The following is a 17,141-nucleotide window of genomic DNA, read 5'->3' as shown; positions in this document are numbered from 1 at the left end:
ACGTAATTGGGACATAGCCTTGAAAAAGGCCCACCCTGTCAGGGGTGGGCCTTTTTTCATCTGCGCCGTCTCGGCCCCCCTCTCACACCATTCCCTTCCCCGCCTCGATAATCTCCATTGGCTCGCTTGTCGCCAATCACAGACAGCGCCTTGACACAGCGACTTTCCCTGTCGTCAGCCACTGTCGCAATTGATGGGTCCCTCTCTTGAGCCGCGGCGGCAAAGCACCAACAATAGGCCGCAATTGACAAATCAAATAACAGAGAGAGCTAGATGAACAAGTCCATGTTGGCAGGTATCGGCGTCGGCATCGCCTCCGCATTGGCGCTGTCCGCCGTCGCCAGCGGATCCCTGTTTTCCCCCGAGCCCCAGTTCGCCGAGGTGCTGGCCAGCAAGCCGGTGACCGAGACCATCAAGACTCCGCGCCAGGAGTGCCATAACGTCACCGTCACCCACCAGCAACCGGTGCAGGATGAGCGCAGGGTCGCCGGCAAACTGGTCGGGGCGGCGATCGGTGGCGCCATCGGCAACCAGTTTGGCGGTGGCAACGGCAAGAAGGTGGCGACCGTGGCCGGCGCCGTGGCCGGTGGCTATGCCGGGGATCAGGCACAGGCCAACAGACAGGCCAAAGACACCTACACCACCCAGGAGCAGCGCTGCAAGACGGTGCAAGACAGCAGCACCCGCACCCTGGGCTATGACGTCACCTACAGCCTCGCCGGCCAGCAGGGCGTTATTCGTATGGAGAAAGAGCCCGGCCTTACCATTCCGGTCAAGGACGGCAAGCTGGTACTGAGCACGGCGCAGGGTTGAACCTCCGTTAGGAGCGCCCTGCCATGAACAAGGCCCACCGTCGAGGTGGGCCTTGTTCATGTAAACACGGGAATGGCGATATCGAGCAGGGAGCCAAATCTGGCGGCTCCGTTTAGAGTTCGCGGGCGGGACGACCCATCAGCACCACAGGGTCCAGGGTGACTTCCTGAGTGCCATTGCTGATCCAGAGCTGACCATCGGAGATGGTGCAGGTGAGCTGCATGGTGCGCTCCACCATGGCGGTCAGCGGCAGGGTCTGGCTGTCGGAAAGCTCGATGACGCTCAAGTTGTCATGCTGGCTGAGCTTGCCCTGGTTCTGCTTCCACCAGACGTTGGTGCCGCGCCCGCCGTACAGATAGAGCACCACCTGGCGGGAGCGATTGCAGGCTTTTTTCAGCCGCTTCTCATCGGGCTGACCCAGTTCAATCCAGAGCTCGATCTCGTCGGTGTAGTTCTTGCACCAGAGCTCGGGCTCATCGTCGGCACTGAGTCCCTTGGTGAACTCCAGCCGCTCGGCGGCGTGCCAGGCGAAGGCGGCCAGCCGGATCATCATCCGCTCGTCGGTTTCGGAGGGGTGACGGGCCAGGGTGAGGGAGACATCCTGATAGAGATGGCGATCCATGTCGGACAGACTGAGCTGGGCCTTGAATACGGTTGCCTTGAGAGCCATAGAAACCTTGAATAGCTGGAAATGGGCGGGAGCGCCTGAGAGTGCGCGCCAGTGTAATCAAAATCGGCGCCGGGTTCGACCACCTTGGTGCAACCCTTGGCATGGGAAGGGGCGCACAAAAACAAATGCCAGTCGTAAGACTGGCATTTGGCGCTATGAACGAGAGTGACTCACTTCTCGGCGGGCTTGACCCCGAAGGCATTGAGCAGCAAGCAGCAGGTCACTGCCACGGCCACGAACCCGCTCAGGAAGATAAAGGGCATGGCCCCGTATCCCAATATGTTCCAGATGGTTTGTTCAAGCAGACTCATAGTGTGTCCTTCATCCAGTGAAATGGGTGTTTCCGTTGGCGGCGGGGATACCCCGCTCCTGATGCCGTTATTTGAACTCAACCGGCGCCTAACGCCTATGCCACCAAAGTAATAAATGGGGCACTTGTTTGCGCTAGATCAATAATTTACCCCCTATTGACCCGACTATCTGTTTGCCCAGACGCTCCTGATGCCCTCCGTTCAACGATAGCCCAGGAAAAGAGAGCAAAAAAAGAGAGGCGACCCGGGTCGCCTCTCTTGATCGTCCTGTTCATACCGCGCGGGCATGCCCCAGGGTTATGGGTAGAAACGCAGCTGCTCCGCCGCCATCGCCTTGAGCCGCGCGCAGGGGGCGAATCTGTCCCCGTGGCGCTTCTGATAGTGCTCGAGACGGCCGACCAGATGGGCGATGCCGAGGCTGTCCATGTAACGGAAGGGGCCACCCAGGAAAGGTGGGAAGCCGATGCCGAAGATGGCGCCGATGTCGCCGTCACGGGCCGAGGCTACCACCCCGCCGTCCAGCGCCATGGCCGCTTCGTTGAGCATCAGCAGCACGCAGCGCTCGGCGATCTCCGAGCGGGCCAGCTTGGGCGATGGCGAAACTCCGAGCACGGCGTAGACGCTCTCGTCCACCGTCTTCTTGCCTTCCTTGCCGGTGAGCCGGTTGCGCGGTGCCGCCTTGCCGTAGAGATAGAAGCCCTTGCCGTTCTTGCGACCCTTGCGATCCCCTTGCAACAGCCTGTCAAACGCCTTGGGCGCCTGGAACTGTTCGCCACCGAGCTCGCGCTCGAGGATGGGGGAGATCTTGGCGCCCACGTCGATGCCCACCTCGTCGAGCAGGGTGATGGGGCCGACCGGGAAGCCGAAGTCCAGCAGGGCGCCGTCCAGCACCTCCACCGGCTCCCCTTCCAGCACCAGCCGCGCCGCCTCGTTCATGTAGGGGGCGAGGATCCGGTTCACATAGAAGCCGGCCTCGTCTTTGACCACGATCGGGGTCTTGCCCTGAGCGCGGGCGAAGGCCAGCGTCGTGGCCACCGTCTCGGCACTGGTGCCGGCGTGGGGGATGATCTCGGCCAGCGGCATCTTGTCCACCGGGCTGAAGTAGTGCAGCCCCACAACTCGCTCAGGATGGGCGGCATTGGCCGCGATCTGGTGGATGGGCAGGGAGGAGGTGTTGGAGGCAAACACCGTGTGTTCGCCACATTCGCGCTCCACGTCCTGCACCATCTGATGCTTCAAGGCGAGATCCTCGAACACCGCCTCCACCACCAAGTCGACCCGGTGGAAACCCGAGTAGTCCAGGGTGCCGGACAGCATGCTCATCTGCTTTTCCAGTTCGCTGCGCAAGATCTGACGACGTTTTAGCTTCTTGGCCAGCAGATCATAGCTGTAACGCATGGCGTTGCCGATGCCCACACTGGCCACGTCCTTGATGCGCACCGGTACCTTGGCCTTGGTGGCGGTGACGAAGGCGATGCCGCCTCCCATCAGCCCCCCGCCGAGCACGGCGGCATGAGCCACCTTGCGCGGGGCGGCGCCCTGGTAACTCACCTCCTTCTTCATCTCGGTGGTGGCGAAGAACAGGGAGCGCAGGGAAGCGGATTCGGGGGTCATCACCAGCTCGCCGAAGTGGCGTGCCTCGGCGATGAGGCCGGCCTGCATCCCCTCCTCCACACCGATGCGCACCACCTCGAGGATCCGCTCCGGCGCCGGGTAGTTGCCCCGGGTCTTGGCCTTGACGCCCTTGCTCGCCTGGCTGAACAGCACCTTGCGACCGAGGGCATTGGTCTCCAGCAGCTTGCCCTGCAGATCCCGCTTCAGCGCATGGCGCGGCTTGCCCTTCTTGGCAAGTTTGATGGCGGCCTCCAGCAGGATAGACTGGGGGACCACGTCATCCACCAGGCCGAGTTTCTTCGCCTGCTTGGCGCGCACCTGCTTGCCGGTCAGCATCAGATCCAGCGCCTTGGCCACCCCGATGAGACGCGGCAGGCGCTGGGTGCCGCCGGAGCCCGGCAGCAGACCGAGCTGTACTTCCGGCAGACCCAACACGGTTTTGGCGTGATCGGTCACCACCCGGCCATGGCAGGCCAGGGCCAACTCCAGCCCGCCGCCGAGGCAGGGGCCGTGGATGGCGGCGATCACCGGGATGCTCAGGGACTCGATCTCGGCGAACACCAGTTGCCCTTCCCGGGACAGGGTCTGGGCATCTGTCGCGCTGGTGCAGGCCGCCAGCATGGCGATGTCGGCGCCGGCGATGAAGGAGTCCTTCTTGCCGGAGACCACCACCAGACCGATCAGATCCCGGTTGGCCTTCACCTCGGCCAGCACGGTGCGGATCTCGGCCGCGAAGGCGGCCTTGAGGGTATTCATGCTCTCGCCGGGCACGTCCATGGTCAGGATGCCGATGCCGTCCTGGCGAATATCCAGTGCAAAAGTTGCTGTGTTCATCTTGCTCGCCTCCATCATTCCACCTCCAGCACCATGGCCACACCCAGCCCGCCCGCCGCACAGGCGGTGTTGAGCCCGAGGCCCCCGCCGCGACGACGCAGCTCGTGCAGGGTCTGGGTGATCATGCGGGCACCGGTGGCGGCAAAGGGATGGCCATAGGCCAGGGAGCCGCCGAGCACGTTGAATTTATCCATGTCCACCTCGCCGATGGCGCTGTCACGCCCCAGCTTGTCGCGAGCAAACTCGTGGCTTGCGAACATCTTGAGGTTCGCCAGGGTCTGGGCGGCGAAGGCCTCGTGCATGTCGATGAGGGTCAGATCGCTCAGCGTGATGCCGGCGCGGTCCAGCGCCAGCGGCGTGGCGTAGGAGGGGCCCATCAGCATGTCCTGCCACACATCGATGGCGGAGAAGGCGAAGCTGCGAATGTAGCCGATCGGCTCCAGCCCCAGCTCCTTCGCCCGACCTTCGCGCATCAGCAGCACGGCGGCGGCGCCGTCGGTGAGCGGGGTGGCATTGGCGGCGGTGACGGAGCCATGCAGCCGGTCGAACACGGGCTTGAGCTTGGCGTAGCTCGCGAGATCAGAGCTCTCGCGGATGTTGTTGTCTCGCTCCAGCGGCGACTTGTAGGGGGGCACGTGGGCGGTGAAGACCTCGGCATTCAATTTTCCTTCGGCCCAGGCCTGGGCTGCCAGGCTATGTGAACGGTGCGCCAGGGCGTCCTGCGCCTCCCGGCTGATGCCGTGGCTCTTGGCCATCTGCTCGGCGGTCTGCCCCATGGAGAGGCCGGTGGAGTACTCGGCCACCGCCGGCGGTACCGGCATCAAGTCTTTCAGGCGCAGGCGGCGCAGTATGTTGAAGCGCTGCTGCAGATTGCGGGCCTTGTTGAGATCCACCAGGGCGCGGGCCAGGGACTTGCTGACCCCGATGGGCAGCACCGAGGAGGAGTCGGCGCCGCCGGCGATGGCGATGTCGACCGTGCCGGCCATGATGGACTCGGTGACGTTGGCCACCGCCTGGAAACTGGTGGCGCAGGCGCGGGACACGCTATAGGCGTCTGTGCTGACGCTCATGCCGGTGCCGAGCACTATCTCGCGGGCGATGTTGGGCGCCTCCGGCATCTGCACCACCTGGCCGAACACCAGCTGATCGATAAGCTTGGGGTCGAGATCCGTGCGGGCGAGCAGTTCGCTCACCACCAGCTTGCCGAGATCCACCGCGGGCACGCCGTGAAAGGCGGTGGCCTGCTTGGCAAAGGGGGTGCGCAGACCCGCCACGACGGCAATCCGTTCGCCCTGGCGCGTCGTCAGTTTCAATGGCTGTTTCATCCTGGCTCCTTGGGTTGAAGGGGAAGAGGTCTGACCTCATTGCGCCACATCTTAACAATCCACTCACAACTTTCATACGGCTGATTGAAACTAAATTGTCACCATCTTGGCCCCTCGCCTCGCCCTCAGGGGGTATCTGGGGTATAAAAAGAGCAACTTCTATTAAAACAACGGGTTCATTCCATGGCAGCGGCCGGGTTCAGAGCACTTAGGGACTATCTTGGCAGTCAAATTCTGGGACAGGGCCCCCTCATCGAGGGGCTGCTGATCGCCTTGCTATGTGAAGGACATGTGTTGATCGAGGGGGCGCCGGGTCTGGCCAAGACCCGGGCCGTCAAGGCGCTGGCCAGCGTGGTGGAGGGGCGCTTTGCCCGCATCCAGTTCACCCCGGATCTGCTGCCGGCCGATCTCACCGGCAGCGAGGTGTTTCACCCCCAGGATGCCAGCTTCGTGTTTCAGCCCGGCCCCCTGTTCAACCACCTGGTGCTGGCGGACGAGATCAACCGGGCCCCGGCCAAGGTGCAATCTGCCCTGCTGGAGGCCATGGCCGAGCACCAGATCACCGTCGGCAAGAAGAGCTGGCGTTTGCCGGCGCTCTTTATGGTGGCCGCGACCCAGAATCCCATAGAACAGGAAGGCACCTACCCCCTGCCGGAGGCCCAGCTCGATCGCTTCCTGCTCAAGCTGATGGTGGATTACCCCAGCCCCGCCATGGAGCTCGCCATCTTGCAGCTCAATGCCCGCGGCGACGCCCTGACCCCGCCGCCCCTGACCCTGAGCCAGGACGCGCTGCTGGTGGCGAGAAACGAGGTGCTGGCAGTGCAGATGCAGGCGCGTCTCGAGCACTATCTGGTGCAACTCGTCTGCGCCACCCGTCCCGGCAGCGGGCTCTGTCCCGAGCTAGAGCCCCTGATCGCGGTCGGTGCCAGTCCCCGCGCCAGCATAGGGCTGGCACGTGCCGCCCGGGCCCGAGCCTGGCTCGCGGGACGGGACTTCGTGCTGCCGGAGGATATCCAGCAGCTGGCCCCCGCCGTGCTGCGCCATCGCCTCATTCCCAGCTATCAGGCTCTGGCCGACAATCTCGACAACGAGGCGCTGATCTCACTGCTGCTGGATGTCATTCCATGTCCCTGAGCCCTCGCCCTCTGGCACCATCGCCTTCTCTTCGGCCCAGCCATCAGGCCCTGGCCGACAACCTCGCCAACGAGGCGCTGATCTCATTGCTGCTGGATATGATCCCATGCCCATGATCCTCTGCCGGCCTGCGCCATCGCCTTCTTTCTGGCCCAGCGCTCAAACACGGGTGATAAATCCTGCCGACGAGGCATTTATCACGCTGCTGGATACCCTCCCTTGCCTCTGACGCAACACGAGGATCCTCGCGCTCATCCCGACATCGCCTTGCCGCTGACCCGGCTGCTGGCCATCCGGCTCTGGGCGAGGCAGGGACTCAGGGCGCGGGTGCATCAGGCAAGGCAGGGACGGATCGGCCGGATGCCGGGCTTGAGCTTTCGCGAACTGCGGGCCTACCAGGCCGGGGATGAGGTGCGTCACATCGACTGGCGGGTCACCGCCCGGCTCGGTCGCCCCTACACCCGGCTCTACGGCGAGGAGCAGGAGCAGGCCCACTGGCTGCTGCTCGATCTCTCCCCCCCCATGTATTTTGGCTCCGGGCCTCAGCTCAAGGCCCGTCTCGGCTGCGAGCTGGCCGCCGCCCTGCTCTGGCAGGGGGAAAAGCAGGCCAATACTCTGATCTGCCATGGGATGGCCCCCAAGATAGCGCCCCAGCGCGGCTCCCTGGTGCCCTTGCTGCAGACCCTCTGCCAGCAGTACGAGGCGGGATTGGCACGCTCGCCACTGCCCTCATCCCTGGCCCAGACTCTGGCACACCTGAGGCTGCCCCAGGGCGCCAGGTTGACCATCATCGGCGATCACAATCCTTGTGACGAGGCCCTCGCCCAGCAGTTGCAACTGCTCGGTCGCCGCCACGACATTCACTACTGGCAAATTCGCGATCCCCTGGAGGCGAGCCTGCCAACACAAGGGCGACTGGCGGTGCAATCGGGCAAGCACAGCGGCTGGCTCGACGCAGGGCTGCCCGCCTTTCGCCAACGCTACCGGCAAGCGGCCGACCAGCAGGCCGAGCACTGCCAGCAGCAACTGCTGCCGCTGGTCCAGCGCCTCTATCGGCTCGACAACGGCCAGAGTCTGCAACACCAATGGCAGGAGGGTGGATGCCGTCTGCTCTGAGTGCCCCCCCTGCCGCGACCCTCGCAGCTGATCAGCCGCAGCTGGATCAGACCCGGTTGCACGAGATCCAGGCCCAGCTGCGCGACATCCACCCGGGGCCTGAGCTCGCGAGTGCCACCGATCCTCGCCTGCTGGCCTGGGGTTGGCTGCTGATCATGATGCTTATCCTTTTTCTGATCATCACCCTGGCGCTGACCCTGTGGCGCCAGCGTCGCTGGGCACGCCAGATAGACTGGCAAGGCGCAGACTTGGTGCCCAGGCTGCAAGCCGCGCTGCGCCAGGCGGCGCTGGCCCGTTGGCCCGAGGCGCGTCCCCTGCAGGGGGATGCCTGGCTCATCTGGCTCGATGAAAAAGGGGGCAGCCGCTTTGCTGATCTGGCCGAGCACTGGTCCGGCTGGCTCTATGGTCAGCAAGTCCCCAATGAAGGGCAACGGGCGCTCTTAAAACGAGCCTATCTGCGCTGGGGACGCCGCTGTGTCAGCTCGCCACGGATACTGCCGCTGGGCAAGAGGCGACGAGCCTCCGGCCAGGGCCGCGGAGGCGCCTCATGATCCTCGCCTGGCCCTGGTTTTCCCTCGCCCTGGTGCTGCCGCTGCTGGTGCGCTTCGGTCTGCCTCCTCTCTCTACCAATCGGCGCGGCCGCACCCGGCTGGTCCACGACGGCTTCCCTCTGCTGCTACCCCAAGCCGGCCAGCCGCTCTGGCGCATGACCCTGTGCTGGTGCGCTCTGGTGTTGGCCCTGTGCCGCCCCCAATGGGAGGTGGAGCCCCTCATTCATTATCAGACCAGCCGGGATCTCATCCTGGCGGTGGATCTCTCCGACAGCATGCGCACTCAGGACATGCTGGACGAAGGGGAGCTGCGGGACCGGCTCGGCGCCGTGCGCCAACAACTCAAGGCCTTGATAAGCGCACGTCCCGGCGATCGCATCGCCCTGATCGTCTTCGCCGATCACGCCTACCTGCTCTCCCCCCTGACCCAGGAGACCAGGGCGCTGCTGACCCTGAGCGATGAGCTCGATTTTGATCTGGTGGGGCGCACCACGGCCCTCGGCGAAGCCATACTGCTGGCACGCCAGCATGCCGATCCTACCCGTCCTACCGCCCTGCTGCTGGTCACCGATGGCCGCAACACCGCGGGCAATGCGGATCCCTTGCGCGAGGCCAAACTGGCCGCCGCCACGGGGATCCGGATTTACACCCTGGGGGTCGGCGCCGATCCCGGCACCTTTGCCCAGCCGCTGGGGGGCGCCGATCCCAGCGCCGAACTGGATGAACCCTTGCTGCAACAGCTGGCAGCGATCGGGCAGGGCCGTTATTTTCGCGCCCGCAGCCAGGCCGATCTGATGGCCATCAACCAGGCCCTCGATAGTCTGGAGCCAGTTGCCCGCCCGCAGACCCGCTATCGTCCCAATCAGGAGCTCTATCCCTGGCCACTCGCGCTGGCCTGGCTGCTGCTGAGCTGGCCGCCCCGGCTGAGCGCCCTGGCGTCAGGTTGGCCCAGATGGCGACGCGCCAGCCCACCAGAGGAGCCGCCCCATGGGTGAGTTGCCGGGAATGCCCATCATGGAGCTGACGCTGCTGCGCCCGCTCTGGCTGCTGGCCCTGCTGCCCTGGCTGTGGCAGGGATGGCGCCGTCGTCGCCAACCCGCCCTGCTCGCCCCCGCCATGCAGGCCTATCTGCTGCCGGGTCAGGGCCGCCCCCTCCCCTGGCTCTGGCTCGCCTGCCTGCCGTTGATCTTGGCCTTGAGCGGCCCGGCCCTGCGCCAGCAGAGCCAGCCCATCGACAGCCCCGCCCTCGACATCTGGCTGCTGGATCTCTCCGATTCCATGCGGGCCGGCGATCTGCCTCCGGATCGGGCGACCCGGGTACGGCTACTGCTGCAGGACATGCTGGACGACGCCGCCTCAAGCACGGGCTCGAGCCAGGAGCGACACCCCATCGCCCTCATCCTGTTCGCCGACGATGCCTATCTCGCCATGCCCCCCAGCCGGGATCATCAGGCCATCTCCTTGCTGCTGCCAGATTTGCGCCCGGCCATCATGCCGCAGCTGACCTCCCGCAGAGGCAGCGCCCCCGAGCGCGCCGTCGCGCTGGCCCTTGCACAGATCCCCGCAGGCCAGAGCGCACGGCTGCTGCTCGTCACCGACGGACTCTCAGCGGCTCAAATCGAGCGCATTGCCGACCTGTGGCCTTGCCAGGGCACGCTGTTCTGTCAGGGGTCGACCAGGCCTCGTCTCGATATCCTGCTGGCCAATGGGGGCAAGGCTACCGAACTTCCCCCCTCACCCGCCGCCAACCAGGGGCTCGGCAGCGCCCTTGGACGCAGGCTGCCAGCGCCCGATGGGGCGGCCATGGCGCAACTCGCGACCGATCTGGGAGGGAGTCTGCAGTGGCTGCAGGCCGGGATCCCACGATTTTCCCCCCTGCCCACCAGCCAGACGCTGACCACAGATCAAGCTCAGGATCTCGGCCCCTGGCTGCTGCTCCCATTGCTGCCGCTGGCGCTGCTGGCCCGCATCGGGGCGCACTGGCTGCTCTTGCTCGGCCTAGGAATGGGCATTCTCAACTCGCCGCCACTGCAGGCAAGCGCGCCCCTTTCCGAGCCTTTGCTGCAGGAGCAACAGGCCCGGCAGGACTACCGGCAGGGGCACTATCTCGCGGCCGCCCGCGCCTTCCAGGACCCCGTCTGGCAGGGCAATGCCTGGTACAGGGCCGGCGACTACGCCCAAGCTACCTTGGCCTATGCCCGCGTCAACAGTGCCACCGCCCACTACAACAGGGGCAATGCGCTGGTACGGCTCGGACAGCCAGGCGCCGCCGAGCAGGCTTATCTCGCCGCCATTGCCCTCGAACCAGACAACCAGGATGCCCTCTTCAATCTGGCCCTGCTGCGCACACCGCCGCCGCCAAGCGCCTCGCAGGAGCCCAAGCCCAGTGAGGCCCCCAAGCCTTCGGCCACAGAGCCGCCCTCTGCCGCACCGGAGCGCCCGCAGCCCCCGGCTCCCCCCGTGCTGCTGCTCGAGCAGCGCCTGCGCAAGGAGGCCCAGCGCCGCGCCTTGGCCAACACAGCTGATTCCTCATTCATCAAGCCGGAGGAACCCAGGTGATCCCCGCCTTGCGTCTGCGCATCGGCGGCCTGGGCCACTGGCTGCTCCTGCTGCTTTGCCTCTCGTTGGCGGGCCAGGCACTGGCCGCGCCACCACGGGCCGAGCTGCTGCCGGGGGCGAGCGACGGCGACTGGCTGCTCATCATCGAGGCCGACGGGCAACTGCGCGGCGATGAGCTCAGTCTCACCCCCCTGCTGCGCCAGTTCGCGGTGGGCCGGGTGACATTGAGCCGCGTCACCACAGAGGTGCGCAGCCTGACCCGCTGGCAGATCCCGCTGCATCGGGTGGCCAGTGACGCCAGACAGGTGCCCACCCTCGCCCTCGGCACCCAATGGACACCGTCGCTGCCGCTGCCCGAACGCAATGAGCCACAGGCGTCCGCTGGAGCGGCCAATGGGGCGGCCCCCCTCTCCCCCATCGAATTGCAGGCCAGTGTGCTGCATCAGGGGCCGCTCTATCCGGGGCAACCCTTCCTCTATCAGCTGAGCCTCTGGCTGCCCGCCAACCTGGAGGCCCCCAACCTCAGCGAGCCGGCCGGCAACGGCTTCACCATCCGCCGCCTCGGCGACGACAGGTGGGAGTCCCCCGCCAGCCCCGGCATGCCGGGACGACTGACCCGCAGATGGCTGCTGCAGGCCAAGGAGCCCGGGTTCCATCCGCTAGAATCCCCCCGTTTTCAGGGAAGACTGCCCCAGGAGGGCGGTCAGAGCGAGGCGCTCTCCGCCAGGGCCGCCACCCAGTTCATCAAGGTGGACAAGGCACCGGTGGAGCCGGTGGCGAGCAGGCTCATCCTGCGCCAGCAGCTCAGTCCCGCCACGGGGGCCAGGGTTGGGGAGCCGGTGATCCGTACCCTGACCCTGGTCATGGAGGGGGGAGACGGCAACCGCCTGCCCAGATTGCCGCAATCCAGGTTGCCTGCTGGCCTGCTGGCAAGACCGGATGGGGAGCAACAGGAGGAGCGTTTCGTGGCCAAGGGGGCGCTGCGTTTCGAGCGTCAGTGGCGCCAGGCGTTGAGCGCCGAGGCGCCTGGCCGCTATCCCTTGCCCGCCGTGGATCTGCCCTGGTTCAATACCCGAAACGGGCGCATCGAACATGCCCGCCTGCCGGCGCAGACGCTGATATTTGAAGCAGCGATCCCCTCATCCGAACAGGCGCCGGCGCCTGTGGGAGAGAGCCTTAACTGGGTACTGGTGGCCTTGCTGCTGCGCACCCTGTGGCGAGGCGGGCCCCGCTGGCTGGCCTTCTATCGCCTGCAACTGGCCCTGGCGGCCGGGGAGCCTGACTCGGCCAGATGGGCCTTGCTGGCCTGGGCCGATCTACGCTGGACTGGCGCTCATCAGCACCTCGCCAGCCTGCCCTGCCATGGCGACCCCGCCATCGGAGCCTTGCTCGACAATCTGGATAGGGCCTGTTTCGACTCCTCTTCACCCGCCAATGCAGAGGTTGACTGGCGGCGGCTCGCCAAGGCGCTGTGCGCCTTCGATACTGTTGCAGTAGCCTCTGGTCTCAGCATGCTGGCGTGGCTACGCCATTGAGCCCACGGCCAGCGACCCCGAATAAAAAGGAAGCCCAATCATGGCGTTAGGTTTTTTCAGAAAAAAAGGCTCGGGAACGGGAAAGGATCCCGGGGCCACGCCGGTCTATGGGGATATGGCAGACAAACAGACCAAATACGAAGCGCTGGTGCAGGCCCTGCACGCAGACATCTACCGCTACGCCTACTGGCTGTGCCGGGATCCGCAGGTGGCCGAAGATCTGGTGCAGGAGACCTTCCTGCGCGCCTGGAAGGCCATCGACTCCCTGCTGGACGACAAGGCCGCCAAGGCCTGGCTCATCACCATCCTCAGACGGGAGAATGCCCGCCGCTTCGAGCGCAGGCAGTTCGATCTCATCAGTCTCGATGAGCATCCCCTGAGCGATCAGGGGGCCCTGCACAACGAGCAGGAGATGGAGCATGAATGGCTAAGACGCCATATCGCCCGGCTGCCCGCCGAGTACCAGGAGCCCCTGCTGTTGCAGGTGCTAGGAGGATTCAGCGGCGAGGAGATCGCCGAGCAGTTGGGGCTGAACAAGAACACCGTCATGACCCGGCTGTTTCGGGCCCGCAACCAGATCAAAGAAGCCATGGAGTCAGCGGCACAACGAAGAGGACACACAAATGGATGAGCTTGAGTTTCGCCGCAGGGCCATCGCCCATCCAACGGATGCAGACCCTGCGTTCCTCGAGGCGGCGCAGGCATCCCCCGCCAATCGCAGCTATCTGGACGAGATGAAACAGCTGGATCGTCAGTTGCATCGCACCCTGGAGGTCGAGGTGCCAGCGGGCCTGGCCGAGCGCATCCTGCTCAGGCAAGCGGTGGAACCCGATGATGATGAGGTCGTGGTGCCGCTGCCACCCCCCCCCGTGCGTACCAACTGGCGTCCCCTCGCCATGGCGGCCTCGGTCGCCTTCCTGCTCGGCATCAGTACCCGCTGGCTCAGCTGGCCGGTGACGACACCGGACGAGCCGTCCCTGGCCCAGGTCGCCATGGCCCATGTCTATGGGGAGGAGCCCTTCATCAAGGGGGTCGATGAGCGGGTCAGCCTGCAGACCATCAATGCCAAGATGGAGAAATACGGGGCCACTCTGATGGATATGCCGGGCATGAAGGTGACCTATGTCAACCACTGCGCCTTCTATCAGGGACCGGCCCTGCACATGGTGCTGCAGGGCAAGATGGGGCCCGTCTCCCTGTTCCTGGTGCCCAAGCATGTGCCCCTCAGGATCCAGCCTGATTTTGCGGATGGCCAACTCAAGGGGGAGATCTTGCCACTCAAGGGCGCCAACATGGTGCTGATCGGTGATATGCAGGAGCCACTTGCCCCTGTTGCCCGGCAATTGGAGTCCCATCTGCACTGGTCCATTTAACAGATCTTAACCCGGGCTGACTGGGTTTTTACCCCCTCGACATCACAGGCAGACACGCTCGTTGTCTGCCTGTTCATTTCAAATAGCGCGACATTCCCCGCTTATTGCCCACTTTTCCGCGCCAGAGCACGCAATTTATTTTACTGATACAGATGGCACCCACTGCCTGTTAATCACCCAATAATGGATGAATTCGGTTATTAAAACGGCAAGTTAAAACAAATGATTAACACAATGGAAACTTTTATGTATTCTGCTGTCACTGGTCTGATTTCTTACCTCCTACCAGATCCATAGAATCACGCCAGAAGTGAATGGGAAGAAGCTTACATAACAACAGATCTTGTCGTGTATAGCGGCCAAAGAGCCGTGATATCGACAGAAAATCTGCTTACAAGAGAGAACACTATGACAACTGCCTTTTTCAAGAAAAGCCTGATCGCCGCGGCCGTGACCCTGGCCAGTACCCAGACCTTTGCTGCCGCCTTCCAGCTGAACGAGCACTCGGCCTCCGGTCTGGGGCGCGCCTATGCAGGGGAAGCGGCCATCGCGGACAACGCGTCCGTGCTGTCCCGCAACCCGGCCGCCATGACCACCTTCGACAAGATGGCACTGTCTGTTTCCGGTACCTATATCAAGCCTGATGTCAATGTCGCGGGCGATATCTATGCCGGTCCCACCAAGCTGGCCTCCTCCAGCGAGAGCGACATCGCACCGGATGCCTTCGTACCGGCGACCTATTTCATCCAGCCGCTGAACGATCAGTGGGCCTGGGGCCTGGGGCTGTTCTCCAACTACGGTCTGGCCACCGAATACTCCAAAACCTTCCCGGCTGGCGCCGGTGCCGGTGATACCGAGCTGTTGACCTTCAACATCAACCCCAACATCGCCTATCGCATCAACTCCAACTTCAGCATCGGTGCCGGTATCAACGCCGTCTATGCCCAGGCCGAGCTGAACCGCTATGCCGGTGCCCTGGCACCGGGTCTGACCGCCAAGACCGGCATAGTGCACAACAGCGACACCGCCATCGCGCACCTGAAGGGCGATACCTGGGGCTTTGGCTGGAACGTCGGCACCCTGTACGAGATCAATGACAGCAACCGCCTGGCGCTGACCTATCGCTCCCAGGTGGACTTGAGCTTTGACGGCGACTTCAAGGGCCTGACCTCCGGCTACAAGACGGTCGATGGCAACCTGAAACTGGATCTGCCGGCTCAGGCCGAGTTTGCCGGTTACCACCGTCTGAACCAGCAATTCGCGGTGCACTACTCCGTCAACTGGACCGACTGGAGCGCCTTCCAGGAGCTCAAAGCCACCAGCAACTCCTGTGCTGGCGGTGTCTGTCTGCAAAAAGACGAGAAGTTCAAGGACTCCATGCGTTACGCCCTGGGCGGCACCTGGTATATCAACCCGGCATGGGAAGCCCGTATCGGCTTCGCCTATGACAATAGCCCGGTCGAGCCGGAGTATCGCAGCCTGAGCATCCCGGATTCCGACCGTGTCTGGTACAGCGCCGGCGCTACCTACCACATCGATCAGGACATGAGCGTCGACTTCGGCATGGCCTACCTGGATGGCAAGGAAGTGGACGTGAACGAAGGCCTGACCAGTCACACCGATCCGGTCCGCTGGAAGGGTACCTCCCACGGCAACGCCTTCCTGGCCTCTGCCCAGTTCAACATGAAATTCTGATTTAGCCGTTACCAAAAAGAGCGCCCGAGGGCGCTCTTTTTTTATACCAGATCGGCATTTCAGCGCACAGCTGTAGCAAACAACTGTACGCTTTTCGTTTTTTATCAGCCTATTAGCACCAGTTCCTCCAGCATTTAATCCCGTTTTGGCTCAAGCCGCCCCGCCCCCGTTGCCTTGCTGGTCATACCATATAAAATCCCGCCTCCAACCAAATAACAGAATGAACACCAAGTTCATCCCAAGGAAAAGCAATGCATTCGAACATGAAGCCCTCCCTCATCGCCCTGCTGCTGTTGTCGAGCCAGACCCAAGCGGCCGGTTTTCAGCTGGCGGAGCAATCGGCGACCGGCATGGGGCGCGCCTTCGCCGGGGAAGCGGCCATCGCCGACAACGCCAGCGTGCTGTCGCGCAACGTCGCGGCCATGACCCGATTCGAACGCACGGCCTTCTCCGGCGGTGTCATCCACATCCATCCTGACGTCAACATCGAGGGCGTGACCCGGGTACCGACCGCCATGGGCCCGGTGAGCCTGGATGCGAGCGCCCACGACATCGCGGGGGATGCCTGGGTGCCCAATGCCTATCTCATCGTGCCGCTGAGCGATCAATGGTGGCTGGGGCTGGCGGCGACCTCCTACTATGGTCTCGGCGTCCAGATGCCTGACAACTACAACGCCGGTCACTTCGGCAATGTCTCCGACATCAAGACCATGGATCTCGGCGTCTCTCTGGCCTATCGCATCAACGAGATGTGGAGTGTCGGGGTCGGCCTGTCCGCCATTCAGGGCGAGGGAGAAGTGGGCGGCACCTTCCCCTCCAACAACAAGATTGCCAAGCACCTCCAGGGGGATGGCTGGGCACTGGGATGGAATCTGGGTACCTTGCTTGAGCTATCACAGGCGACGCGCATCGGCCTCTCCTATCGCCACGACGTGACCCTGACCCTGTCCGGGGATGCCATCGGCACCGATCTGCAGGGACGCACCTTCACCGACACCGGCAGTCTGGATCTGCCGCTGCCCGCCACCGCTGAGCTCGCCGTCTTCCATCAGCTGACGCCGGCCCTGGCGCTGCATTCGAGCATCAACTGGACCAACTGGAGCAAATTCGTCCAGCTCGAGTCCGAGCTCGATCACTATGGCACCATGCACATCAAGGACGAGCACTGGGAAGACAGCTGGCGCTACGCCCTCGGCCTGACTTACCAACTGGCGCCCCAGTGGCAGCTTCGCTCCGGGATTGCCTATGATCGCAGCCCGGTCCCCGCCGAGCGCCGCACCATCTCCATCCCGGATTCGGACCGGATCTGGTACAGCGCCGGCATCGGCTACCAGTTGGATCGCAACCTGTCGCTGGACTTCGGGCTCACCCTGCTCGATGGCAAGAAGGTGGATGTGACCGAAACCATGCAGCTCAAACCCGGCGTGCCGCAGACCAGCTCCAGCTTCCAGGGCACCTCGGAAGGGGACGCCTGGCTGGCCGGCCTGCAGCTCAATTACCTGTTCTAAATCACCGGGTTCCCCGCCAGATGCTATGCCAGTTGTTGACCCTTAGGCGCCGGTCAGCACTGGCATAGTGATCCGCTTCACCATAGAATCAAGCCAGCACTCA

15 protein-coding genes are annotated in these 17,141 nt (G+C 64.0%); 11 read left to right on the top strand and 4 right to left on the bottom strand.

Translation table 11 applies throughout. The annotated features are described in order from the left end of the window. Positions 1 to 273: 273 nt before the first annotated feature. Entirely contained in the window at positions 274 to 813 is a 540-nt protein-coding gene (locus LG30_RS0117785; protein ID WP_033132030.1) for a glycine zipper 2TM domain-containing protein, read from the top strand. 112 nt (positions 814 to 925) lie between these two features. On the opposite strand, the gene LG30_RS0117780 is transcribed toward LG30_RS0117785, so the two are convergent. The 4 genes from LG30_RS0117780 to fadI all read right to left on the bottom strand — a co-directional run bounded on the left by LG30_RS0117780 (position 926) and on the right by fadI (position 5,567). Beyond that, complete coding sequence (locus tag LG30_RS0117780; protein WP_033132029.1) at positions 926 to 1,483, bottom strand: YaeQ family protein; 558 nt, start codon at positions 1,481 to 1,483, stop codon at positions 926 to 928. Between the two features lie 170 nt (positions 1,484 to 1,653). Next, positions 1,654 to 1,794 (bottom strand): TIGR02808 family protein, encoded by a 141-nt coding sequence (locus LG30_RS21695; RefSeq protein WP_081966246.1) that lies wholly within the window; start codon positions 1,792 to 1,794, stop codon positions 1,654 to 1,656. Between the two features lie 297 nt (positions 1,795 to 2,091). Further along, the gene (gene fadJ / locus LG30_RS0117775) at positions 2,092 to 4,242 is read right to left on the bottom strand and encodes a fatty acid oxidation complex subunit alpha FadJ (protein WP_033132036.1); all 2,151 of its coding nucleotides are present in this window, start codon (positions 4,240 to 4,242) and stop codon (positions 2,092 to 2,094) included. A gap of 14 nt (positions 4,243 to 4,256) precedes the next feature. Next, positions 4,257 to 5,567, bottom strand: a complete 1,311-nt coding sequence (fadI, locus tag LG30_RS0117770) for an acetyl-CoA C-acyltransferase FadI (RefSeq protein WP_033132028.1) — start codon at positions 5,565 to 5,567, stop codon at positions 4,257 to 4,259. A gap of 183 nt (positions 5,568 to 5,750) precedes the next feature. Between fadI and LG30_RS0117765 the strand changes: the two genes are divergently transcribed. The 10 genes from LG30_RS0117765 to LG30_RS0117720 all read left to right on the top strand — a co-directional run bounded on the left by LG30_RS0117765 (position 5,751) and on the right by LG30_RS0117720 (position 17,038). Beyond that, entirely contained in the window at positions 5,751 to 6,701 is a 951-nt protein-coding gene (locus tag LG30_RS0117765; protein ID WP_033132027.1) for an AAA family ATPase, read from the top strand. A gap of 225 nt (positions 6,702 to 6,926) precedes the next feature. Then, positions 6,927 to 7,817 carry a DUF58 domain-containing protein gene (locus tag LG30_RS0117760; protein ID WP_193354284.1) on the top strand — a complete coding sequence of 297 codons (891 nt, stop codon included), beginning with the start codon at positions 6,927 to 6,929 and terminating at the stop codon, positions 7,815 to 7,817. Then, the gene (locus LG30_RS0117755; RefSeq protein ID WP_081966244.1) at positions 7,802 to 8,368 is read left to right on the top strand and encodes a DUF4381 family protein; all 567 of its coding nucleotides are present in this window, start codon (positions 7,802 to 7,804) and stop codon (positions 8,366 to 8,368) included. Before LG30_RS0117760 ends, LG30_RS0117755 begins: the two co-directional genes overlap by 16 nt. Then, positions 8,365 to 9,363 (top strand): VWA domain-containing protein, encoded by a 999-nt coding sequence (locus LG30_RS0117750; RefSeq protein ID WP_033132024.1) that lies wholly within the window; start codon positions 8,365 to 8,367, stop codon positions 9,361 to 9,363. Before LG30_RS0117755 ends, LG30_RS0117750 begins: the two co-directional genes overlap by 4 nt. A gap of 19 nt (positions 9,364 to 9,382) precedes the next feature. Further along, the gene (locus LG30_RS0117745; RefSeq protein ID WP_052101176.1) at positions 9,383 to 10,927 is read left to right on the top strand and encodes a VWA domain-containing protein; all 1,545 of its coding nucleotides are present in this window, start codon (positions 9,383 to 9,385) and stop codon (positions 10,925 to 10,927) included. Then, complete coding sequence (locus LG30_RS0117740) at positions 10,924 to 12,462, top strand: BatD family protein (RefSeq protein WP_081966243.1); 1,539 nt, start codon at positions 10,924 to 10,926, stop codon at positions 12,460 to 12,462. The genes LG30_RS0117745 and LG30_RS0117740 overlap by 4 nt, the downstream gene beginning before the upstream one ends. Positions 12,463 to 12,502: 40 nt before the next feature. Further along, on the top strand, positions 12,503 to 13,093 hold the full coding sequence (locus LG30_RS0117735; protein ID WP_081966241.1) for a sigma-70 family RNA polymerase sigma factor: 591 nt from the start codon (positions 12,503 to 12,505) through the stop codon (positions 13,091 to 13,093). Beyond that, on the top strand, positions 13,086 to 13,835 hold the full coding sequence (locus LG30_RS0117730; RefSeq protein ID WP_033132022.1) for a DUF3379 domain-containing protein: 750 nt from the start codon (positions 13,086 to 13,088) through the stop codon (positions 13,833 to 13,835). Before LG30_RS0117735 ends, LG30_RS0117730 begins: the two co-directional genes overlap by 8 nt. Positions 13,836 to 14,243: 408 nt before the next feature. Beyond that, entirely contained in the window at positions 14,244 to 15,530 is a 1,287-nt protein-coding gene (locus LG30_RS0117725) for an outer membrane protein transport protein (protein ID WP_033132021.1), read from the top strand. 251 nt (positions 15,531 to 15,781) lie between these two features. Further along, complete coding sequence (locus tag LG30_RS0117720; protein ID WP_033132020.1) at positions 15,782 to 17,038, top strand: outer membrane protein transport protein; 1,257 nt, start codon at positions 15,782 to 15,784, stop codon at positions 17,036 to 17,038. Positions 17,039 to 17,141: the final 103 nt, after the last annotated feature.

The organism is Aeromonas aquatica, assembly GCF_000764655.1.
GTDB classification, from domain to species: domain Bacteria; phylum Pseudomonadota; class Gammaproteobacteria; order Enterobacterales; family Aeromonadaceae; genus Aeromonas; species Aeromonas aquatica.
Note: the sequence above shows the minus strand (reverse complement) of the source record. Positions and strands in the feature narration are given on the sequence as shown.

Bases quoted from the DNA above. Each gene is read 5' to 3' on its own strand.
- LG30_RS0117720 (WP_033132020.1), top strand. From the start codon at position 15,782: ATGCATTCGAACATGAAGCCCTCCCTCATCGCCCTGCTGCTGTTGTCG.
- LG30_RS0117780 (WP_033132029.1), bottom strand. From the start codon at position 1,483: ATGGCTCTCAAGGCAACCGTATTCAAGGCCCAGCTCAGTCTGTCCGAC.
- fadI (WP_033132028.1), bottom strand. From the start codon at position 5,567: ATGAAACAGCCATTGAAACTGACGACGCGCCAGGGCGAACGGATTGCC.
- LG30_RS0117765 (WP_033132027.1), top strand. From the start codon at position 5,751: ATGGCAGCGGCCGGGTTCAGAGCACTTAGGGACTATCTTGGCAGTCAA.
- LG30_RS0117755 (WP_081966244.1), top strand. From the start codon at position 7,802: ATGCCGTCTGCTCTGAGTGCCCCCCCTGCCGCGACCCTCGCAGCTGAT.
- LG30_RS0117730 (WP_033132022.1), top strand. From the start codon at position 13,086: ATGGATGAGCTTGAGTTTCGCCGCAGGGCCATCGCCCATCCAACGGAT.
- fadJ (WP_033132036.1), bottom strand. From the start codon at position 4,242: ATGAACACAGCAACTTTTGCACTGGATATTCGCCAGGACGGCATCGGC.
- LG30_RS0117785 (WP_033132030.1), top strand. From the start codon at position 274: ATGAACAAGTCCATGTTGGCAGGTATCGGCGTCGGCATCGCCTCCGCA.
- LG30_RS0117745 (WP_052101176.1), top strand. From the start codon at position 9,383: ATGGAGCTGACGCTGCTGCGCCCGCTCTGGCTGCTGGCCCTGCTGCCC.
- LG30_RS21695 (WP_081966246.1), bottom strand. From the start codon at position 1,794: ATGAGTCTGCTTGAACAAACCATCTGGAACATATTGGGATACGGGGCC.
- LG30_RS0117750 (WP_033132024.1), top strand. From the start codon at position 8,365: ATGATCCTCGCCTGGCCCTGGTTTTCCCTCGCCCTGGTGCTGCCGCTG.
- LG30_RS0117725 (WP_033132021.1), top strand. From the start codon at position 14,244: ATGACAACTGCCTTTTTCAAGAAAAGCCTGATCGCCGCGGCCGTGACC.
- LG30_RS0117735 (WP_081966241.1), top strand. From the start codon at position 12,503: ATGGCGTTAGGTTTTTTCAGAAAAAAAGGCTCGGGAACGGGAAAGGAT.